At 63.1% G+C, this 18,439-nt stretch carries 14 protein-coding genes and 3 tRNA genes; 10 read left to right on the top strand and 7 right to left on the bottom strand.

Translation table 11 applies throughout. From position 1 onward, the window contains the following. Positions 1-25 precede the first annotated feature (25 nt). A complete protein-coding gene (locus tag CCOS865_RS19645) occupies positions 26-355 on the bottom strand; it encodes a ribbon-helix-helix domain-containing protein (protein WP_119144840.1) in 330 nt (109 codons plus the stop codon). Positions 356-537: 182 nt separating this feature from the next. After that, positions 538-1,011 (bottom strand): Dps family protein, encoded by a 474-nt coding sequence (locus CCOS865_RS19640; RefSeq protein ID WP_119143900.1) that lies wholly within the window; start codon positions 1,009-1,011, stop codon positions 538-540. A gap of 280 nt (positions 1,012-1,291) precedes the next feature. Between CCOS865_RS19640 and CCOS865_RS28585 the strand changes: the two genes are divergently transcribed. After that, positions 1,292-1,885 carry a cold-shock protein gene (locus tag CCOS865_RS28585; RefSeq protein ID WP_119143898.1) on the top strand — a complete coding sequence of 198 codons (594 nt, stop codon included), beginning with the start codon at positions 1,292-1,294 and terminating at the stop codon, positions 1,883-1,885. A gap of 44 nt (positions 1,886-1,929) precedes the next feature. On the opposite strand, the gene CCOS865_RS19630 is transcribed toward CCOS865_RS28585, so the two are convergent. Both CCOS865_RS19630 and CCOS865_RS19625 read right to left on the bottom strand, forming a co-directional pair. Next, on the bottom strand, positions 1,930-2,136 hold the full coding sequence (locus CCOS865_RS19630; protein WP_119143896.1) for a SlyX family protein: 207 nt from the start codon (positions 2,134-2,136) through the stop codon (positions 1,930-1,932). A gap of 4 nt (positions 2,137-2,140) precedes the next feature. Next, a complete protein-coding gene (locus CCOS865_RS19625; protein ID WP_119143894.1) occupies positions 2,141-2,560 on the bottom strand; it encodes an HIT family protein in 420 nt (139 codons plus the stop codon). Positions 2,561-3,327: 767 nt separating this feature from the next. On the opposite strand from CCOS865_RS19625, the gene CCOS865_RS19620 reads away from it, so the two are divergent. The 3 genes from CCOS865_RS19620 to CCOS865_RS19610 all read left to right on the top strand — a co-directional run bounded on the left by CCOS865_RS19620 (position 3,328) and on the right by CCOS865_RS19610 (position 7,459). After that, positions 3,328-4,608, top strand: coding sequence for an OprD family porin (locus CCOS865_RS19620; protein WP_119143891.1), 1,281 nt, complete (start codon positions 3,328-3,330; stop codon positions 4,606-4,608). A gap of 160 nt (positions 4,609-4,768) precedes the next feature. Beyond that, positions 4,769-6,484 carry a proline--tRNA ligase gene (locus CCOS865_RS19615; RefSeq protein ID WP_119143889.1) on the top strand — a complete coding sequence of 572 codons (1,716 nt, stop codon included), beginning with the start codon at positions 4,769-4,771 and terminating at the stop codon, positions 6,482-6,484. A gap of 21 nt (positions 6,485-6,505) precedes the next feature. Then, positions 6,506-7,459, top strand: coding sequence for a hypothetical protein (locus CCOS865_RS19610; RefSeq protein ID WP_119143887.1), 954 nt, complete (start codon positions 6,506-6,508; stop codon positions 7,457-7,459). A gap of 151 nt (positions 7,460-7,610) precedes the next feature. Here CCOS865_RS19610 and dinB read toward each other — a convergent pair whose 3' ends face one another. Next, positions 7,611-8,669, bottom strand: a complete 1,059-nt coding sequence (gene dinB / locus CCOS865_RS19605) for a DNA polymerase IV (protein WP_167469092.1) — start codon at positions 8,667-8,669, stop codon at positions 7,611-7,613. A gap of 220 nt (positions 8,670-8,889) precedes the next feature. On the opposite strand from dinB, the gene CCOS865_RS19600 reads away from it, so the two are divergent. The 5 genes from CCOS865_RS19600 to CCOS865_RS19580 all read left to right on the top strand — a co-directional run bounded on the left by CCOS865_RS19600 (position 8,890) and on the right by CCOS865_RS19580 (position 13,575). Beyond that, positions 8,890-8,966, top strand: a tRNA-Met gene (locus CCOS865_RS19600). A 136-nt stretch (positions 8,967-9,102) separates the two neighbouring features. After that, positions 9,103-9,179, top strand: a tRNA-Met gene (locus tag CCOS865_RS19595). A gap of 132 nt (positions 9,180-9,311) precedes the next feature. Continuing rightward, a tRNA-Met gene (locus CCOS865_RS19590) sits at positions 9,312-9,388 on the top strand. A 252-nt stretch (positions 9,389-9,640) separates the two neighbouring features. After that, positions 9,641-12,283 carry a bifunctional lysylphosphatidylglycerol flippase/synthetase MprF gene (gene mprF, locus CCOS865_RS19585; RefSeq protein WP_119143883.1) on the top strand — a complete coding sequence of 881 codons (2,643 nt, stop codon included), beginning with the start codon at positions 9,641-9,643 and terminating at the stop codon, positions 12,281-12,283. Beyond that, positions 12,283-13,575 carry a virulence factor family protein gene (locus CCOS865_RS19580; protein WP_119143882.1) on the top strand — a complete coding sequence of 431 codons (1,293 nt, stop codon included), beginning with the start codon at positions 12,283-12,285 and terminating at the stop codon, positions 13,573-13,575. The genes mprF and CCOS865_RS19580 overlap by 1 nt, the downstream gene beginning before the upstream one ends. Positions 13,576-13,611: 36 nt before the next feature. On the opposite strand, the gene CCOS865_RS19575 is transcribed toward CCOS865_RS19580, so the two are convergent. Continuing rightward, positions 13,612-15,510 carry a potassium transporter Kup gene (locus tag CCOS865_RS19575; protein ID WP_119143881.1) on the bottom strand — a complete coding sequence of 633 codons (1,899 nt, stop codon included), beginning with the start codon at positions 15,508-15,510 and terminating at the stop codon, positions 13,612-13,614. Positions 15,511-15,744: 234 nt separating this feature from the next. Between CCOS865_RS19575 and rimO the strand changes: the two genes are divergently transcribed. Further along, a complete protein-coding gene (rimO, locus tag CCOS865_RS19570; RefSeq protein ID WP_119143879.1) occupies positions 15,745-17,082 on the top strand; it encodes a 30S ribosomal protein S12 methylthiotransferase RimO in 1,338 nt (445 codons plus the stop codon). A gap of 858 nt (positions 17,083-17,940) precedes the next feature. On the opposite strand, the gene CCOS865_RS19565 is transcribed toward rimO, so the two are convergent. After that, positions 17,941-18,439: SDR family oxidoreductase (locus tag CCOS865_RS19565; protein WP_119143877.1), on the bottom strand; the 499-nt coding region annotated here is incomplete at its 5' end.

Raw genomic sequence — 18,439 nt, 5'->3', positions numbered from 1 at the left:
GAGTGCTGTGCAGCCCGCCCGGCGATCAACGCACGGTTGGCGGATCGCGCAACCAGGCCACACAGATTACCCGGATCAGCCCGCTGAAGTTCCTCACCCCGCCATGGCGCAGGTGAACTTCCCGATCGACGTAGGACAACACCGCACTCACCGAGCAGCCATTGGCCTCGGCGATACGCTCGAGGACCCCCCAGTAGACCTCCTCGAGCCGCAGGCAGGTGGCAAACCCGTTGAGCCTGACCGACCGCGACACCGGCCGTATCTGTAACATGTCGAACTCGGCACTGAACGGATCGACCCAGGCCTTTACTGGCCACCTGCCCTGGCAAGCGCTGCGCTTGCTCGTTTGCACCATGACTTCCATCACTGCCACTCCATCGCCAAGGGACTCTCCCCTGTGCCGAAGCGCAGGGAACATGGCAGCCAATGAAGCCCTGCAACGCCGCCCGGAAGCAGCGGCAAAGGCTTCCCAGGCGCAAACGAAAAAGCCCGGCAGCGCTAGCGTTACCGGGCTTCTTGTGGCGGATCGAAGCGTGCTTATTTACCTTCCAGCAGCACCCGCAGCATCCAGGCGGTCTTCTCGTGCACCTGCATGCGCTGGGTCAGCAGGTCGGCGGTCGGCTCGTCGCTGACCTTGTCGACCACCGGGAAGATGCTCCGCGCGGTGCGCGTCACCGCCTCCTGACCCTCGACCAACTGGCGGATCATCTCATCCGCAGGCGGCACCCCCGGCTCCTCCTTGATCGACGAATGACGGGCATAGAAGTCATAGGAGCCGGGGGCCGGGAAGCCCAGCGCGCGAATCCGCTCGGCGATCGAGTCGACCGCCAGGGCCAGCTCGTTGTACTGCTCCTCGAACATCAGGTGCAGGGTGCGGAACGACGGACCGGTGACGTTCCAGTGAAAGTTATGGGTTTTCAGATACAGCACGTAGGTATCCGATAACAGGCGGGACAGCCCATCGACGATGGACTTGCGATCTTCTTCACTGATACCGATATCGATTGCCATGAAGTTCCCCTTTCCATAAGGCTTGATGAGTCAAGCGGGCGGGGAACACTGTAGCAAGACTTGCCTGAGGCTGCAGGTGACACAGGGCAAGGCAACACCCCGTCATCCCCTCGGTTTGAGAAGCCTGCGCCTTTGCTGTTAAATAGGCAGGGTGCCACCCGTGCGGATTGTCATTGCCGGGAGCATAGGCTGGCCAGTCGTGTGATCGCGCTTTCTCTCTCCTGCGCACCACGCTGCCCGCTCTTCCTGTGATCGGCCTTATCAACGCGAGCCAACCCTTATGTTCAAGATCGTCCATCTGGTGACGGGCGTAGCGGCTTTGCTGCTCTCGCTCATACCCAGCCTCAGAACTGAAGCGACACCCTTCCTGCAGCAACCGGAGGCCGTCTACCTGGCCTTGCTCGGCCTGCTCAACCTGCTCCTGGCACCGGTGGTACCGATGTACTACAGGGGCGCGCGGCAACAACTGCAATACCTGGCCAGCACCCTGCTGGTGCTGGCCGTGGTATTGCAGACCGTGACCCTGCTGGCCCGTCCGGAGCTGGGTAACCTGCCCGCACTGCTCTGCGCCGGCCTGGCAGTGGCCCTGCACCTGGCCGCCGGCTTCAGCCGCAACGGCAAGAAAGCCCGCGCCAGCGCCAGCACTGGCCTGGATGCCAACAAGCGCGATACCGGCACGGTCAAGTGGTTCAACACGTCCAAGGGCTTCGGGTTTATCTCCCGCGACTCGGGCGACGACATCTTCGTGCACTTTCGCGCTATCCGGGGCGAGGGCCATCGCGTCCTGGTCGAAGGCCAGCGCGTGGAGTTCTCGGTGATGCACCGCGACAAAGGCCTGCAGGCCGAAGACGTGATCGCGGTGTCCCGCCGCTGATCGTGTCCACCTTGCGGGAGCCACGCTCCCGCAAGCGGCGCCGCTCAATAGTGAGGCGGCGGCGCCTCCTCTCCCTCACTGCCGTACTGCCCGACCATATCCTCGTAGCGCTTGATCAATTCGGCCATCTGCAGTTGCAAGCGATCGATCACCCGCCCCTGCTCGACGACGACGTCATTGAGCGCCTGGATGGTGTCATCCTGAAACGCCAGACGGGTTTGCAGGTCGATCATCTGTGATTCCAGCGACATCGCCTCAAGCCTCCTTGTAGTCATCGTTGAGCACGTCGCGCAAACGCTGACGCAGCGCGAGCAGCTGCGCCTCGCTGTACGCCAGCGCGGGCACCTTGCCCCAGACCGGTGCTGGCCAGGCAGCGTCGTCGCGGCGGCGAACGATCACATGCATGTGCATCTGGCTGACCACGTTGCCCAAGGTGGCGACGTTCATCTTGTCAGCGGCGAAACTTTGTTTCAGCGCCTGGGCCAGGTAGGTGGTCTCTTGCCACAGCTGCTGCTGGTCGGCCGGATCCAGCTCGAACAGCTCACTGATCTCGGCACGACGCGGCACCAGGATGAACCACGGGTAGTTGGCGTCCTTGCTCAGCAACAGACGGCACAGCGCAAAATCCCCCAGCACGATGGAATCCTGCTGCAGACGCGAATCCAGGACGAACACGGCAATCTCCTTCAAATCAGACAACCCGCCACACGCAGGCGCAATGGGCGAAGGATACCGTGCTTCACACTCAGCAGCATGAATTGCGACATTTATGGTGTGAATCGGTGCACTTTTGCTTGATCCGACTGGCAACGAGCCCCAAGGCGGTAACACAACGCTACTTTTCGCACCAAAATGAGGCCGATTCCGGCGGCAGTCACACTGCCGACCCCGTAAAACTACTCAGGATGAACAGTTAGCGGTAACACATTGACTTAGTTAGCAACCTTACTGTTATTCCACCCCTGCTTTATTGGCACACCATCAGACAGCTCGCGCCCCGTGTTTCTGGTGGTTTGAGCCAATGCCAACGGGCGAATGTGAAAATTTCATCAACACGATGTGAAAATGAGCACGCTTGTTGCATTCATTCAACGCCAAGTCGGCACGACCCCTGCATTGAGCAGAGGGGACGCGACAGATACCCATAGCGGCTTTGGAGCAACCAGGGAGTTTCACTCGTTGGAATGGCGTTTATGACACATTCATTACAGCGATTGCGGCAACGCTGGGGTAGACGCCTTTTAACCGGGGGCGTGATTTGCGACATGGAATTAACTAAAAGCGACAGGTCATAAAGTTTCTGAAAAGTTACTTTTTACATCTCGCCAAATACAGTCAGCGTGATATACATTTTCGCCGACATAACAAGAAAGAGCTGCCCCTATAACTAAAACTCTTGGGTGCAGCGGTACTCTTCCTAAAAACCAAAGGAGCAAATCACGATGCGCGTGATGAAGTGGAGCATGATCGCCCTGGCCGTTGCGGCAGGGACCTCGCAGTTGGCAATCGCCTCTTCGCAAGATGAATCCAAGGGCTTCGTAGAAGACAGTTCGTTGTCTGTAAAGATGCGCAACCTGTACTTCAGCCGTGACTACCGCAACAAGGAAGACCCGGCCAACAGGGCTGCCGGTCTGCGTCACGATCAGCGCGAATGGGGTCAAGGCTTCATCGGCACCTTCGAGTCCGGCTTCACCCAAGGCACCGTGGGCGTCGGCTTCGACGCGATCGGTCTGCTCGGCCTGAAACTCGACAGCGGCCGCGGTTTCTCCGGCACTGGCCTGTTCCCAACCGGCTCCGATGGGCGCTCGCAGGATGATTACTCGAAAGGCGGCGCGGCTATCAAGTTCCGCATCTCCGACACCGTACTGAAAGCCGGTGACCAGTTCGTCGCCCTTCCAGTGTTCGCTACCGATGACAGCCGCCTGCTGCCAGAAACCGCTACCGGCACGCTGATCACCAGTAACGAAATCAAAGGCCTGACCCTGAATGCCGGTCGCTTCACCAGCCTGACCGCGCAAGAGCAGACCAACCGCGACAGCTTCCGCCTGAAACAAGCTGACGTGGTCGGCGGTACCTATGCGTTCACCGACAGCCTGAGCACCAGCCTGTACTACTCCAAAGTTGAAGACTTCTGGCGCAAATACTACGCCAACGTCAACTGGGCGCTGCCGATCTCCGACACCCAGGGCCTGGTGTTCGACTTCAACGTCTACGACACCAAGAGTGAAGGCGCAGGCGAATCGCGCGCGTACGATGGCGACAAGCTCGACAACCGTGCATTCAGCCTGTCCGGCGCCTATAACATTGGCGCTCACACCTTCACCGTCGCTTACCAGAAGATGACCGGTGATGGCGGCTACTCCTACGGTATCGACGGTAACGGCACGATCTTCCTGGCCAACTCCATCGCGCGTTCCGACTTCAACGCCGAAGACGAGAAATCCTGGCAGGCTCGCTACGACCTGAACTTCGCCGAATTCGGCGTACCGGGTCTGACCTTCATGACCCGCTACGTGCGTGGTACCGACGCGAAAGTCGCGGGTACCGACAACGGCAAAGAGTGGGAACGCGACATCGACATCAAGTACGTGCTGCAGGAAGGCCCGGCCAAAGACCTGAGCTTCCGCGTACGTCAGGCGACCTACCGTTCCTCGGCTGCGGTCTACTCCAACTCCCTGGACGAACTGCGCCTGATCGTCGAGTACCCGCTGAGCATCCTGTAAGCCTGGCTTGCAGTGCCCCGCACTTGAAAAAGCCCGGCGATCACGCCGGGCTTTTTCTTGGCTGACAACTGCCCCGCTGTGGGGCATCCTGTACGCTTTCGTTTCGCCCCCGTAGAATGCGGGGTCATTTCAACGTCTTAGGCAATCGACACGGCCCCCCATGCGCACCAGTCAATATTTGCTCGCCACCCAGAAAGAAACCCCTGCTGACGCAGTGGTCATCAGCCACCAGCTCATGCTGCGTGCCGGCATGATCCGCAAGCTGGCCTCCGGCCTTTACACCTGGCTGCCGATGGGCCTGCGGGTAATGCGCAAGGTCGAAGCCGTGGTGCGCGAGGAAATGAACGCCGCCGGCGCCCTGGAAGTGCTCATGCCGAGCATCCAGCCTGCCGAACTGTGGCAGGAATCCGGCCGCTGGGAGCAATACGGCCCCGAGCTGCTGCGCCTGAAAGACCGTCACGGTCGTGATTTCTGCGTTGGCCCGACCCACGAAGAGGTCATCACCGACCTGGCACGTAACGAGCTGTCCAGCTATAAACAGCTGCCGCTGAACATGTACCAGATCCAGACCAAGTTCCGTGACGAGATTCGTCCGCGCTTCGGCCTGATGCGCGGCCGCGAATTCATCATGAAGGACGCCTACTCGTTCCATGCTGACCAGGCTTCCCTGCAGGAAACCTACGACCGCATGCACCAGGCGTACAGCAACGTCTTTACCCGCCTGGGCCTGGACTTCCGTCCGGTGCAGGCCGACACCGGCTCCATCGGTGGTAGCTACTCGCACGAATTCCACGTCCTGGCCTCCTCTGGCGAAGACGATGTGATCTTCAGCGACAGCTCCGACTACGCCGCCAACATCGAGAAGGCCGAGGCCATCCCGCGCGAAACCGTGCGCCCGGCGCCTGCCGAAGAGCTGCGCCTGGTCGACACGCCAGACGCCAAGACCATTGCGCAACTGGTCGAGAACTACAACCTGGCGATCGAAAAGACCGTCAAGACCCTGATCGTGCACGGCGCCGAAGAGGGCAAGCTGGTCGCCCTGGTGGTCCGTGGCGACCACGAACTCAACGAAATCAAGGCCGCCAAGCTCGAGCAGGTTGCCGACCCTGTGGTCATGGCCACCGATGCCGAGCTGCGTGCAGCGATCGGCGCCGGTGCCGGCTCGCTGGGCCCGATGAACCTGCCGCTCGGGTGCGTGATCGACCGTTCGGTCGCCCTGATGAGCGACTTCGGCATCGGCGCCAACCTCGACGACAAGCACTACTTCGGCGTCAACTGGGAACGCGACCTGCCGGTCCCTCAGGTCGCCGACCTGCGTAACGTCGTCGAAGGCGACCCGAGCCCGGATGGCCAGGGCACCCTGGTGATCAAGCGCGGCATCGAAGTCGGGCACATCTTCCAGCTCGGCACCAAGTACAGCGAGTCGCTCAAGTGCCAGGTACTGGGCGAGAACGGCAAGCCAGTGGTGCTGTCCATGGGCTGCTACGGTATTGGCGTGTCGCGCGTGGTCGCGGCAGCCATCGAGCAGAGCTACGACGACAAGGGCATCGTCTGGAATGACGCCCTGGCGCCGTTCCAGATCGCCCTGGTGCCGCTGCGCTACGAAACCGAAGTGGTCCGCGAAGCGACCGACAAGCTCTACGCCGAGCTGACCGCCGCCGGTTACGAAGTGCTGCTGGACGACCGCGACAAGAAAACCAGCCCCGGCATCAAGTTCGCCGACATGGAGCTGATCGGTATCCCGCACCGGATCGTGGTCAGTGACCGCGGCCTGGCCGAGGGCAACCTGGAATACAAGCACCGCACCGAGCAGGATGCCCAAGTGTTGCCGCTGACCGAGGCGCTGACCTTCCTGCAAGCCCGCATCCGCCGCTGATAGCCCAATGCGCGAGTGATCATGTACAAGCGAAGTACCTTTACCCTGGGGGGCGCCGCACTCTGCGGCGCCCTGTTCGTCAGCGGCTGCGCCAACCAGATGTCCCAGCGCAGCGAGCATGAGGAACGCGTCGAGCGAAAGCTGCTCGAGCACAGTCTGCAGATCGACGTCGGCGAACCCAAGGTAATGGAGCTTCCCCAGCGCCGCGTGCGGGTCCATGAGCAGCAGCGCTTCGAAGTGACTGAATTCGAAGTGACCCGCCGCTATGACCGCTATACGCCCTACCAACCCTGGCGGGAGGTCTACGAGATCCCGCTGGGCGCGGTGGCGGTGGTCGCCGGGGTTGGCGCCAACGTGGTCAACCTGTTCGCCCTGGGCAACCTGCCGGACAGCGTCACCCATGACTGGCTGAGCTACGGCGTGGCCGGGCTCAACCCGTTCATGAACGCGCCGTCCAACGGCCGCGCCCAGCAGAACCTGGCGGGGATCAGCGAAGTCGAGAAAGGCAAGCGCGAGGAGTTCACCAGCCTGCCCTGGAGCGAGCGCCTGGTCGAGGTCAAGGCGGGCAAGCTCAACCATGAGCTGACCACCGACCGCAATGGCGTACTGCGCCTGAACTTGCTCGATGCGCCCTTCTCCGAGCAGAACCTCAGCCGCATCGGCACCCTGCACCTGCAGGTGGTCGATGAGGACAACGGCATTCGTGGCGACGCCAGCCTGCTGGTCAGCGGTACGCTGCGCAGCAAGCTGCTGGAAGCCCATGAGCTGATCTTCGACGACCTCGAGGACGACGATGTCGGCCAGTGGGTACATCGGGTCAAGCGGCTGTCCGAGCTGGGGCTGGAAGAGGAAGCGAGCGAGCTGGAACAGAGCCTGATCGAGCTGACGCGCAATGATCCGGAGCTGCAGCAGGAGTTTCTCCAGGCGCTGACCAAGCAGGCTGGACGCTTGGTGGCGGATCCGGGCCGGCAGTAAGATTGACGAACCTGGGGCCGCTTTGCGCCCCTTCGCGGGCAAGCCCGCTCCCACAGGTACTCGTAATCCTCAGGGCGACGCAGTATCTGTGGGAGCGGGCTTGCCCGCGAAGGGCCGCGAAGCGGCCCCAAAATCTTCCAGCAACCCCAGGTCAAGCGCTCGGAAACAACTCCATCTGCTCATGCGCGCCACGCAGATCGCGCAACCTCACCCCTACCCCCAGCAGCCGCACCGGCTTGCCACCCCGGGCAAACGCCTGACTCAAGAGCTGCCGATAGCTCTCCAGATCCCGCCCTGCCCCCGCCTGCTCCAGCGTCGTCTGGCTGAAATCATGGAACTTGACCTTCACGAACGGCTTGTCCGCCTTATAGCTGCTGTCGATTCGCGCCACCCGCTCGTTCAGGCTCTCCAGCAACGCGGGGAGCTTCTCCAGGCAACTGTTCAAATCCGCAAGGTCCGTGTCATAGGTGTTCTCGACACTGACTGACTGGCGACGGCTGTCATTCTGCACGGGACGCTCGTCGATCCCCCGCGCCAGCCCCCACAAGCGCTCGCCAAAACTGCCGAATTCGCGCACCAGCGCCAGCTTCGACCAGTCACGCATGTCCATGCAGGTTTCGATACCCAGCCGCGTCAGCTTGTCGGCGGTGACCTTGCCCACGCCATGCAGGCGCGCCACCGGCAACGCTTCGACGAAGGCTTCGACCTCGCCCGGGGTGATCACGAACAAGCCGTTGGGCTTGCGCCAATCGCTGGCGATCTTGGCCAGGAACTTGTTCGGCGCGACGCCCGCCGACACCGTGATGTGCAGGGTCTTGGCGACCCGCTTGCGGATATCTTCGGCGATGCGCGTGGCGCTGCCGGCAAACCATTGGCTGTCACTGACATCCAGGTACGCTTCATCCAGCGACAAGGGTTCGATCAGCTCGGTGTAATCGCGAAAGATCGCCTGGATCTCGCGCGAGGCTTCGCGATACGCCTCAAAGCGCGGCTTGACGATCAACAGGTCCGGGCAGAGCTTGAGCGCATGCCGCGACGACATCGCCGAACGCACGCCGTACGCACGCGCCTCATAATTGCACGTCGCAATCACCCCGCGCCGCTCTGCAGCGCCGCCGACCGCCATGGGCCGCCCGGCCAGGCGCGGGTCGTCACGCATCTCGATCGCAGCGTAAAAGCAGTCGCAGTCGATGTGAATGATCTTGCGCAAAGACATGGATGACCGTCAGCACTGTAAATTCATACAGATATTACCGTAAGCGCCCGTAGTGAGACAGCCACGCCCGGCAGGTGCACGATAATCGGCCTGCAAGCCCCGCCGTTGCTGAGCCGAAGGCTTAATCAGGACGCTAACAGATTGAACAGAAAAGAAATTTTCTTACAAATAGCTTGACTCCCCACGGCAAATCCGTAGAATTCATCTCAACAGGCGCGGGATGGAGCAGCCTGGTAGCTCGTCGGGCTCATAACCCGAAGGTCGTCGGTTCAAATCCGGCTCCCGCAACCAGATTCAAGAGAAAGGCCACTGTGAAAACAGTGGCCTTTTTCGTTGTGGTCAGAAAAGTAGCCTGAGAATAATTCTTTGAAAATCAAAGGTTAACGTTTGACACTCAGCGAAATGCGCGTATAGTCCACCTCACTGACGCGGGATGGAGCAGCTTGGTAGCTCGTCGGGCTCATAACCCGAAGGTCGTTGGTTCAAATCCAGCTCCCGCAACCAGATACAGAAAAAAGGCCACTGTGAAAACAGTGGCCTTTTTTATTGCCTACAGATAAGCCCGTCAAATAATTAGTTTAAATCAAAGATTAACCTTGACGGCGTCTCAGATATCCGTAGAATGCGCCCCACTGACGCGGGATGGAGCAGTCTGGTAGCTCGTCGGGCTCATAACCCGAAGGTCGTCGGTTCAAATCCGGCTCCCGCAACCATATCGTCAGAACAAACCCCGCCTGTTTTAAACAGCGCGGGGTTTGTTGTTTCTGGAGTCCTGACTCCCCCTCCTCGCTAGCCCCTCGCCTGCTTTACCCCCGCGCGCCTCCCCCCTACGGATGAACTATCTTTAACCGTGCCGGACGACTGAAACCGTCTCCGCCCGGAGTAATATCTGGATACGTTTTCCTAAGGGACTTCCACTTGGCCGCACCTTCCCCCCACCTCGCGCTGCTGGCCCGAGGTAATGCATGACAGCCCATACTCCAGAATCCCAGACGCCCCTGACTGCGGCGCTGCCGGCGGCCGCCAAACACTTGACCTGGCTCGAGCGCGTGAGCCGCTACCGGCAACCGATCGGCCTGGCGCTGACCTTGCTGCTGTTCGGCATCGCGCTGGTGGCCTGCCGTCACCTGCTCAGTGAGCTGGACATCTACGCACTGCACGATGCCATGCTCAGCGTGCCCGCCTCGTCGTTGCTCGGCGCCCTGCTGGCGACCTGCGTGGGCTTCGTCATCCTGCTCGGCTACGAGTGGTCGGCCAGCCGCTACGCAGCGGTGCAATTACCGCCTCGCACCCTGCTCCTGGGCGGCTTCAGTGCATTTGCGATTGGCAACGCCATCGGCCTGTCGATGCTGTCCGGCGGTTCGGTGCGCTACCGCCTGTATGCCCGCCAAGGCCTGGGCGCCGCCGAAGTCGCACGGATGACGGTGTTCGCCAGCCTGTCGCTCGGCTGTGCGCTGCCGCCACTGGCGGCACTGGCGACGCTCAGCGACCTGCCAGCCGCCTCCAGCGCACTGCGCCTGGCGCCGGGCCTTCTGGCCGGGATCGCCATTGCGGTGTTGGCACTGACCGCCGTTGTGGTGATCGGCCTGTACCGCCGCCGACTGGCCGAACAACCCCTGAGCGACAGCCTGCTGGTCCAGCTTGGCCGGCGCACCTTGCGCCTGCCCGGGGCTCGACTGGCTGGGCTGCAACTGCTGATCACCGCCCTGGACGTGGCTGCCGCCGCTACCGTGCTCTACCTACTGCTGCCAGAGGCGCCACCCTTTGCGGCGTTTGTGCTGGTCTACCTGCTGGCCCTGGCCGCAGGCGTGCTGAGCCATGTGCCAGGCGGCGTGGGTGTGTTCGAGGCGATCCTGCTCGCGGCGTTCGCCGACCAGCTCGGCGCCGCGCCCCTCGCCGCTGCACTGCTGTTGTACCGCTTGATCTATGTGGTGTTGCCGCTGCTGGTGGCGTGCGTGCTGCTGCTGGCCAACGAGGCACGGCGCTTGCTGTTCGCCCAGCAGGCGATCAAGGCAGCCTCGGGCCTGGCCGCGCCGGTACTGGCGATCCTGGTGTTCCTGTCGGGCGTGGTGCTGCTGTTTTCGGGGGCTACCCCCGAGATCGATACGCGCCTGGAGCACATGGGCTTCCTGGTGCCGCACCGCCTGATCGATGCCTCGCACTTCGGCGCCAGCCTGATCGGCGTGCTTTGCCTGCTGCTGGCCCAGGGCCTGCGCCGACGCCTGTCCGCGGCCTGGCTGCTGACCACCACGCTGCTGCTGGTCGGTGCCCTGCTGTCGCTGCTCAAGGGCTTTGATTGGGAAGAGGCCAGCCTGCTGACCGCTACCGCAGCCCTGCTGGCGGTGTTCCGTCGCTCGTTCTACCGCCCCAGCCGCCTGCTCGAGCTGCCCTTCTCGCCGGTGTACCTGGTGGCCAGCGCCTGCGTGGTCGGCGCGTCGGTATGGCTGTTGCTGTTCGCCTACCAGGACGTACCTTACAGCCACCAGCTATGGTGGCAGTTCACCCTCGATGCGGACGCGCCACGCGGCCTGCGCGCGGCCATGGGCAGCGCGGTGCTGCTGGTGTTCGTCGCCCTGACCTGGCTGCTGCGCACCGCCCGCCCAGTGATCCACCTGCCCAATGAAGAGGAGCTGCAGCGCGCCAGCCAGATCCTGCTGGCCTCGGACCAACCCGATGGCGGCCTGGCCCTGACCGGCGACAAGGCGCTGCTGTTCCACCCCAACGGCAACGCGTTCATCATGTATGCCCGCCGCGGTCGCAGCCTGGTGGCGTTGTACGACCCGATCGGCCCGGCCCAGGAACGCGCCGAGATGATCTGGCAGTTCCGCGACCTATGCGACCTGCACCATGCCCGCCCGGTGTTCTACCAGGTACGCGCGGAGAACCTGCCCTTCTATATGGACATCGGCCTGACCGCGCTCAAGCTCGGCGAAGAAGCGCGCGTCGACCTGCGCCGGTTCGACCTCGAAGCCAAGGGCAAGGAGATGAAAGACCTGCGCTACACCTGGAACCGCGGCGGCCGCGACGGCCTCAGCCTGGAGGTGCACGAGCCTGGGCAGGCACCGCTGGAGGAACTCAAGGAGATCTCCGACGCCTGGCTCAGTGGCAAGAACGTGCGCGAGAAAGGCTTCTCGCTGGGCCGCTTCAGCCCCAGCTACCTGCAGCACTTCCGGATCGCCCTGATCCGCTTCCAGGGTCGCCCGGTGGCCTTCGCCAACCTGCTGGAAACGCACAGCAACGAACTGGCCAGTCTCGACCTGATGCGCGCCCATCCCGAGGCGCCGAAGCTGACCATGGAGTTCATGATGGTCGGCCTGATCCTGCATTACAAAAGCCATGACTACGGCCGGTTCAGCCTGGGCATGGTGCCGCTTTCCGGCCTGCAGCCGCGGCGTGGCGCACCCTTGACCCAGCGCCTGGGCTCGATGGTGTTCCAGCGCGGCGAGCAGCTCTACAACTTCCAGGGCCTGCGGCGCTTCAAGGACAAGTTCCAGCCGGACTGGGAACCTCGTTACATGGCCGTGCCGGCCGGGCTCGACCCGCTGGTGGCACTGGCCGATACCGCCGCCCTGATTGCTGGCGGCCTGACTGGATTGGTGAAACGTTGATGATCCGACGCTATTGGCAGTACGCACTGATTGCCCTGCTGCTGGCCCTCGCCGCCGCCGCGGTGTGGTTCTGGCTGTGGACCCGCCCCGCGCCTGAAGCGCGTGTCGAGCACCTGACCCTGACCGATGGCAGCAGCCTGGTCCGCGCCACGCCCGGGGTGCATGCCAAGGCCCGCGTGGCGATTGGCGTGCCTCAGGACCAGGCCCTCAGCGACAAGCAGTTGCTCGACCTGAGCCAGGCCGGCGAAGCGCAGTTGGTGCAGGTGATCCTGCCGGCCAATAACTGCGCCAAACAGCAGGATGCGCTCGACCAGGCGATTACCCACCTGTCGGCAGCACCGACCCTGGTTGCCGGTATCGGCCCAGGCGCTGGGCAGGCATGGCGCTGGCTGGCGGGCCAAAGCGACGACAAGGCGCGGGCCATCTCGGTGGACTTCAACCTCGAGCAGCCTGGCTGCCCGGCGCTGCCCAAAGCCGCGCCCCATGGCCACTGGAACGTGGCCTGGAACGACAACCCGGATGATGCCAGCGCGGCCTTCGTGCGCGATCAGGCCAATGCCGAGACCAGCATCAGCGACTATGACATCCACTTGCCGCAGGTGCTCAAGAGCCAGCTGACCCAGGCCTTGGTCGGCCACGACGGCAACGCCCTGAGCATCCCGGTGGTGGAAGTGCCGGCGGGCCAGACCACCGATACGGTGACCCTGTTCCTCTCGGGCGACGGTGGCTGGCGCGACCTGGACCGCGACGTGGCGGGCGAAATGGCCAAGCTTGGCTACCCGGTGGTCGGCATCGACACCCTGCGCTATTACTGGCAGCACAAGACCCCCGAGCAGAGTGCGGCCGACCTGTCCGAGCTGATGCAGCATTACCGGCAGAAATGGGGCACCAAGCGCTTTGTCCTGACCGGCTATTCGTTTGGCGCCGACGTCCTGCCGGCGATCTACAACCGCCTGCCGGCCGAAGACCAGCAACGGGTCGACGCGGTGATCCTGCTGGCCTTCGCCCGCAGTGGCAGCTTCGAGATCGAGGTCGAGGGCTGGCTGGGCAAAGAAGGCCAGGAAGCGCCGACCGGCCCGGAAATGGCCCGCATGCCAGCCGCCAAGGTGGTCTGCATCTATGGCGTGGAAGAGACCGACGAGAGCGGTTGCACCGAGCACACCGCCGTGGGTGAGCGCCTCAAGTTGCCAGGCGGCCATCACTTCGACGAGAACTACCCGGCTCTGGCCAAGCGCTTGATCGGCGAGATCGAGACGCGCCAGGGCAAGTCCAGCGTCGCCGAGCAGAACTAGCGGATACCGGGGGCTGCATTGCAGCCCCCGGTCTCTTCAGATTTCGACCTGGGTCCCCAGCTCGATCACCCGGTTCAACGGCAGGTTGAAGAAGCGCAAGTTGCCGTTGGCATTCTTCAACAGGAAGGCGAACAGCGCCCCTCGCCAGCGCGCCATACCCTCCAGGCGCGAGGCGATCACCGTCTCGCGGCTGAGGAAGTAGGTCGTGCGCATCGGGCTGAAGTCCAGGTCCTCCAGGTGACACAGCTTCAAGGCCTGTGGCACGTCCGGCTCATCCATGAAGCCGAAGTGCAGCAGCACGCGGAAGAAGCCATCACCGTAAGCCTCCACTTCAAAGCGCTCCTGCTCCGGCACCCGCGGCCGGTCTTCGCTGACCACCGTCAGCAACACCACCTGGTGATGCAGCACCTGGTTGTGCAGCATGTTGTGCAGCAGCGCGTGTGGCACGGCGTCCGGCCGCGCGGTGAGAAACACCGCCGTACCCTCGACCCGGTGTGGCGGCTGCACGCGAATGCTGCTGATGAACACCGGCAACGGCAGCGCCGCCTCGTCGATACGCTCGACAAGGATCTGCTTGCCGCGCTTCCAGGTGGTCATCAGCAGGAACAGCACCGAGCCGGCCAAGACCGGGAAAGCGCCGCCCTGCACCACCTTGGGCAAGTTGGCGGCGAAGAACAGCCCGTCGACCAGCAGGAAGCCCAGCAGGACCGGCACCGCCAGCAGCGGTGGCCATTTCCACAGCAACAGCATCACCGTGGCGACCAGCAAGGTGGTCATCAGCATGGTGCCGGTGACCGCCACGCCATAGGCCGCCGCCAAGGCGCCGGACGACTCGAAGCCGATCACCAGCAGCACCACGGCGACCATCAGGGCCCAGTTCACCGCACCGATGTAGATCTGCCCCTGCTCGTCGCTCGAGGTGTGCTGGATCTGCATGCGCGGGATGTAACCGAGCTGGATGGCTTGACGCGTCAACGAGAACGCACCGGAAATCACCGCCTGGGAGGCGATCACCGTGGCCAGGGTGGCCAGCCCGATCAGCGGTAGCAAGGCCCAGGCCGGCGCCAGCAGGTAGAACGGGTTGCGCGCCGCCTCAGGGTTCTGCAGCAGCAGCGCGCCCTGGCCAAAGTAGTTGAGCACCAGCGCCGGCAGCACCAGGATGAACCAGGCACGGGCAATCGGCTTGCGGCCGAAGTGGCCCATGTCGGCATACAGCGCCTCGGCGCCGGTCAGTGCCAGCACCACCGCCCCGAGCACCGCCACGCCGATGCCCGGGTGGACGACGAAGAAGCGCAACGCCCACGCCGGGTTGAACGCCTTCAGCACTTCCGGGCTCTGGGCAATGCCGTGCAGACCCAAGGCGGCCAACACCAGGAACCAGGCCACCATGACCGGGCCGAAGAGGATGCCGATCTTCGCCGTGCCGTGCTTCTGCACCAGGAACAGCCCGACCAGCACCACCACCGCGATCGGCACCACCCAGTGGTCGATGCCGTCGAACGCCAGGCCCATCCCCTCCACCGCCGACAGCACCGACACCGCCGGGGTAATCATGCTGTCGCCATAAAACAGCGCCGCGCCGATCAGGCCACAGACGACCATCATCCTGCGCAGCTTCGGATACGGCGCCGAGGCTCGCCGCGCCAGCGCGGTCAGGGCCATGATGCCGCCTTCGCCCTGGTTGTCGGCGCGCAGGATAAAGGTCACGTACTTGAGCGAGACGACCCACAGCAGCGACCAGAGGATCAACGAGAGGATGCCGAGCACCCCGTCATGGTTCAGCGGCACCCCGTAGCTGCCGGAAAAGACTTCCTTCAGGGTGTACAACGGGCTGGTGCCGATATCGCCATAGACCACCCCAACCGCGGCCACCAGCAGGCTCACCGGCCGTGCCGCGCCCTGCCTGCCTTCGGCGTGACTGCTTGCCTGCCCCATCGACCACTCCTGCAGACGGCCCTGGGGGCCGGTTGAATTCGCCCGCGCGGCAGGGCATCACCGATACCCCACTACACTGGCGCGAAGCATAGCGCAGCGTTCGTCGCTTTTCTGCTGGTCAAGCGACCGTGCGCTCGCTAGAATTGCGCACTTTTTGATCAGAGGCGCCTAAAGCGCCCGCCAGGACTGCCCGGTTTATCCAACAGGCAGCCGCTTTCAATACCGAGGTTAGCTATGTCCACCACCCCCGCTTCTACCCCGCCGAAGGTAGGATTTGTTTCGCTCGGATGCCCGAAAGCCCTGGTCGATTCCGAACGCATCCTCACCCAGCTGCGCATGGAAGGCTACGAAGTCGTGCCCACTTACGAGGACGCTGACGTCGTGGTGGTCAACACCTGTGGGTTCATCGACAGCGCCAAGGCCGAGTCGCTGGAAGTCATCGGCGAGGCGATCAAGGAAAACGGCAAGGTCATCGTCACCGGCTGCATGGGTGTCGAAGAAGGCAACATCCGTGACGTGCACCCCAGCGTGCTGTCGGTCACCGGCCCGCAGCAGTACGAGCAGGTGGTCAACGCCGTCCACGAGGTTGTCCCGCCGCGCAAGGACCACAACCCGCTGATCGACCTGGTGCCGCCACAAGGCATCAAGCTGACCCCGCGCCACTATGCCTACCTGAAGATTTCCGAAGGCTGCAACCACAGCTGCAGCTTCTGCATCATCCCGTCGATGCGCGGCAAGCTGGTCAGCCGCCCGGTGGGTGAAGTGCTGAGCGAGGCCGAGCGTCTGGTCAAGGCCGGCGTCAAGGAGATCCTGGTGATCTCCCAGGACACCAGCGCCTATGGCGTCGACGTCAAGTACAAGACCGACTTCTGGAACGGCCGCCCGGTCAAGACGCGCATGCTCGAGCTGTGCGAAGCCTTGAGCAGCCTGGGTGCCTGGGTGCGCCTGCACTATGTGTACCCGTACCCGAACGTCGACGACGTGATCCCGCTGATGGCCGCCGGCAAGATCCTGCCGTACCTGGACATCCCGTTCCAGCACGCCAGCCCGAAAGTGCTCAAGTCGATGAAGCGCCCGGCCTTCGAAGACCGCACCCTGGCGCGGATCAAGAACTGGCGCGAGCAGTGCCCGCAACTGGTGATCCGTTCGACCTTCATCGTCGGCTTCCCTGGCGAGACCGAAGAAGACTTCCAGTACCTGCTCGACTGGCTGAGCGAAGCCCAGCTGGACCGCGTCGGCTGCTTCCAGTACTCGCCAGTCGAAGGCGCCCCGGCCAACGACCTGGGCCTGGACGAAGTGCCGGATGACATCAAGCAGGACCGTTGGGACCGCTTCATGGCCCACCAGCAGGCGATCAGCGCCGCGCGCCTGCAGCTGCGCATCGGTCGCGAGATCGAAGTGCTGATCGACGAGGTCGAGGAGCAAGGTTCGGTAGGCCGCAGCTTCTTCGACGCGCCGGAGATCGACGGCAGCGTGTTCATCGACGGCGACCACGGCTTCAAGCCGGGCGACAAGGTCCGTTGCCGGGTAGTCGATGCCGACGAGTACGACATGTGGGCCGAGCCGGTCTGACGGCTTGCACCCCCTGGGGGCGCCTGGCGGCCCCAGCCGACTAAAAATACCCCGCCCACTTGCGGGGTATTTTTTTGCGTGTGTTCGGTGTAGATGCGTTGGGTTTTTTGGGGCTTATCCGTTCGATTTGGTGGCGCTTATGGCCCCTTCCGCCCTTACGGCGGGTCACTTTTTTTCTTGGAAAAAAGTAACCAAAAAACGCCGGCTCCCACATACGGCCCTCCGCTGCGCTGCGGGTTCCCTCACTCCGGCCTCCTGAGGTCGCCAAGTTAGGGGTGGCGCCTGGGCTGGCGTTATCTTCGATAGTGGCATGGGTGGTGGATATTCGGGCCTCATCTCGGGCAAGCCCGCACCTACAAGGACCGCGCCGACCTGTAGGAGCGGGCTTGCCCGCGATGGCCGGAAGGTCAATGCAAATTCTGGCGCTGCCGAGCTATACCGCTCTTATCAACCCGCGAGAGCGCAGCGATTCGCCAGCCGTTGCCCTGGCCCTTGATCTGGCCCTTGATCTTGATCTGGCTTGTGATCTTGATCTACTGCGACTTCAGGAGGCCGAACGGAGGTCTTGCGAAGCGAGGTGACGGCCAGGAAGGCCGGCAAGGGCTGCGGGCCAGGAAGGCCCGTACAGCCCGGTCCTCGCGGGAGCAAGACCGGAGTGAGGGAACCCGTAGCGCAGCGAAGGGCCGGATGTAGGAGCAAGCGGTTTTTGGTTACTTTTTTCCAAGAAAAAAAGTGACCCGCCGTAAGGGCGGAAGGGGCCAGTGGCCCCACCACAAAAAATGGATATGCCCGCTCCCACCACCCCCCCACCCAAAAACGACAAAGGAACCTCTCGGTCCCTTTCTCAAAGCTTCCAGCTTATAGCCATCCGCTCAGGTGTAAATCCTCTTGCGACCACATCCCACCGTCAACCACAAACTCCTGCCCAGTCACAACCCCCGCCTGTCTGGAAAACAACCAAGCCACCAACGCAGCCACGTCCTCAACGGTCCCTACCCTGCCCGCCGGATGCTGGGCATGGTCGGCCTCGCTCAACGGCTCGGCACGGCGCTGGGCTGGATCACGCGCATCGATCCACCCCGGGCTCACAGCATTGACCCGAATCTCCGGCCCCAGGCTCATCGCCAGGGCATGGGTCAACGCCAACAGCCCGCCCTTGCTCGCCGCATAAGCCTCGGTATCCGGCTCGGACTGCCGCGCCCGGGTCGAAGTCAGGTTGACGATCGCCCCAGCATGCACACGCAGGTACGGCGCACAGTGCTTGGCCAACAGCATCGGCCCATTGAGGTTGACCGCCAGCACCCGGTTCCATTGAGCCAGGCTCAAGCTCTCCAGGGTGTGGTTGTGCGGGTTGGCG

Source organism: Pseudomonas reidholzensis (assembly GCF_900536025.1).
GTDB lineage: Bacteria > Pseudomonadota > Gammaproteobacteria > Pseudomonadales > Pseudomonadaceae > Aquipseudomonas > Aquipseudomonas reidholzensis.
The sequence above is the reverse complement of the archived record's forward strand: the minus strand, read 5'-3'. Positions and strand labels throughout refer to the sequence as shown.

Coding starts and splice junctions, on each gene's coding strand:
- CCOS865_RS19645 (WP_119144840.1), bottom strand. CDS start 355: ATGGTGCAAACGAGCAAGCGCAGCGCTTGCCAGGGCAGGTGGCCAGTA.
- CCOS865_RS19640 (WP_119143900.1), bottom strand. CDS start 1,011: ATGGCAATCGATATCGGTATCAGTGAAGAAGATCGCAAGTCCATCGTC.
- CCOS865_RS28585 (WP_119143898.1), top strand. CDS start 1,292: ATGTTCAAGATCGTCCATCTGGTGACGGGCGTAGCGGCTTTGCTGCTC.
- CCOS865_RS19630 (WP_119143896.1), bottom strand. CDS start 2,136: ATGTCGCTGGAATCACAGATGATCGACCTGCAAACCCGTCTGGCGTTT.
- CCOS865_RS19620 (WP_119143891.1), top strand. CDS start 3,328: ATGCGCGTGATGAAGTGGAGCATGATCGCCCTGGCCGTTGCGGCAGGG.
- CCOS865_RS19615 (WP_119143889.1), top strand. CDS start 4,769: ATGCGCACCAGTCAATATTTGCTCGCCACCCAGAAAGAAACCCCTGCT.
- CCOS865_RS19610 (WP_119143887.1), top strand. CDS start 6,506: ATGTACAAGCGAAGTACCTTTACCCTGGGGGGCGCCGCACTCTGCGGC.
- mprF (WP_119143883.1), top strand. CDS start 9,641: ATGACAGCCCATACTCCAGAATCCCAGACGCCCCTGACTGCGGCGCTG.
- CCOS865_RS19580 (WP_119143882.1), top strand. CDS start 12,283: ATGATCCGACGCTATTGGCAGTACGCACTGATTGCCCTGCTGCTGGCC.
- CCOS865_RS19575 (WP_119143881.1), bottom strand. CDS start 15,510: ATGGGGCAGGCAAGCAGTCACGCCGAAGGCAGGCAGGGCGCGGCACGG.
- rimO (WP_119143879.1), top strand. CDS start 15,745: ATGTCCACCACCCCCGCTTCTACCCCGCCGAAGGTAGGATTTGTTTCG.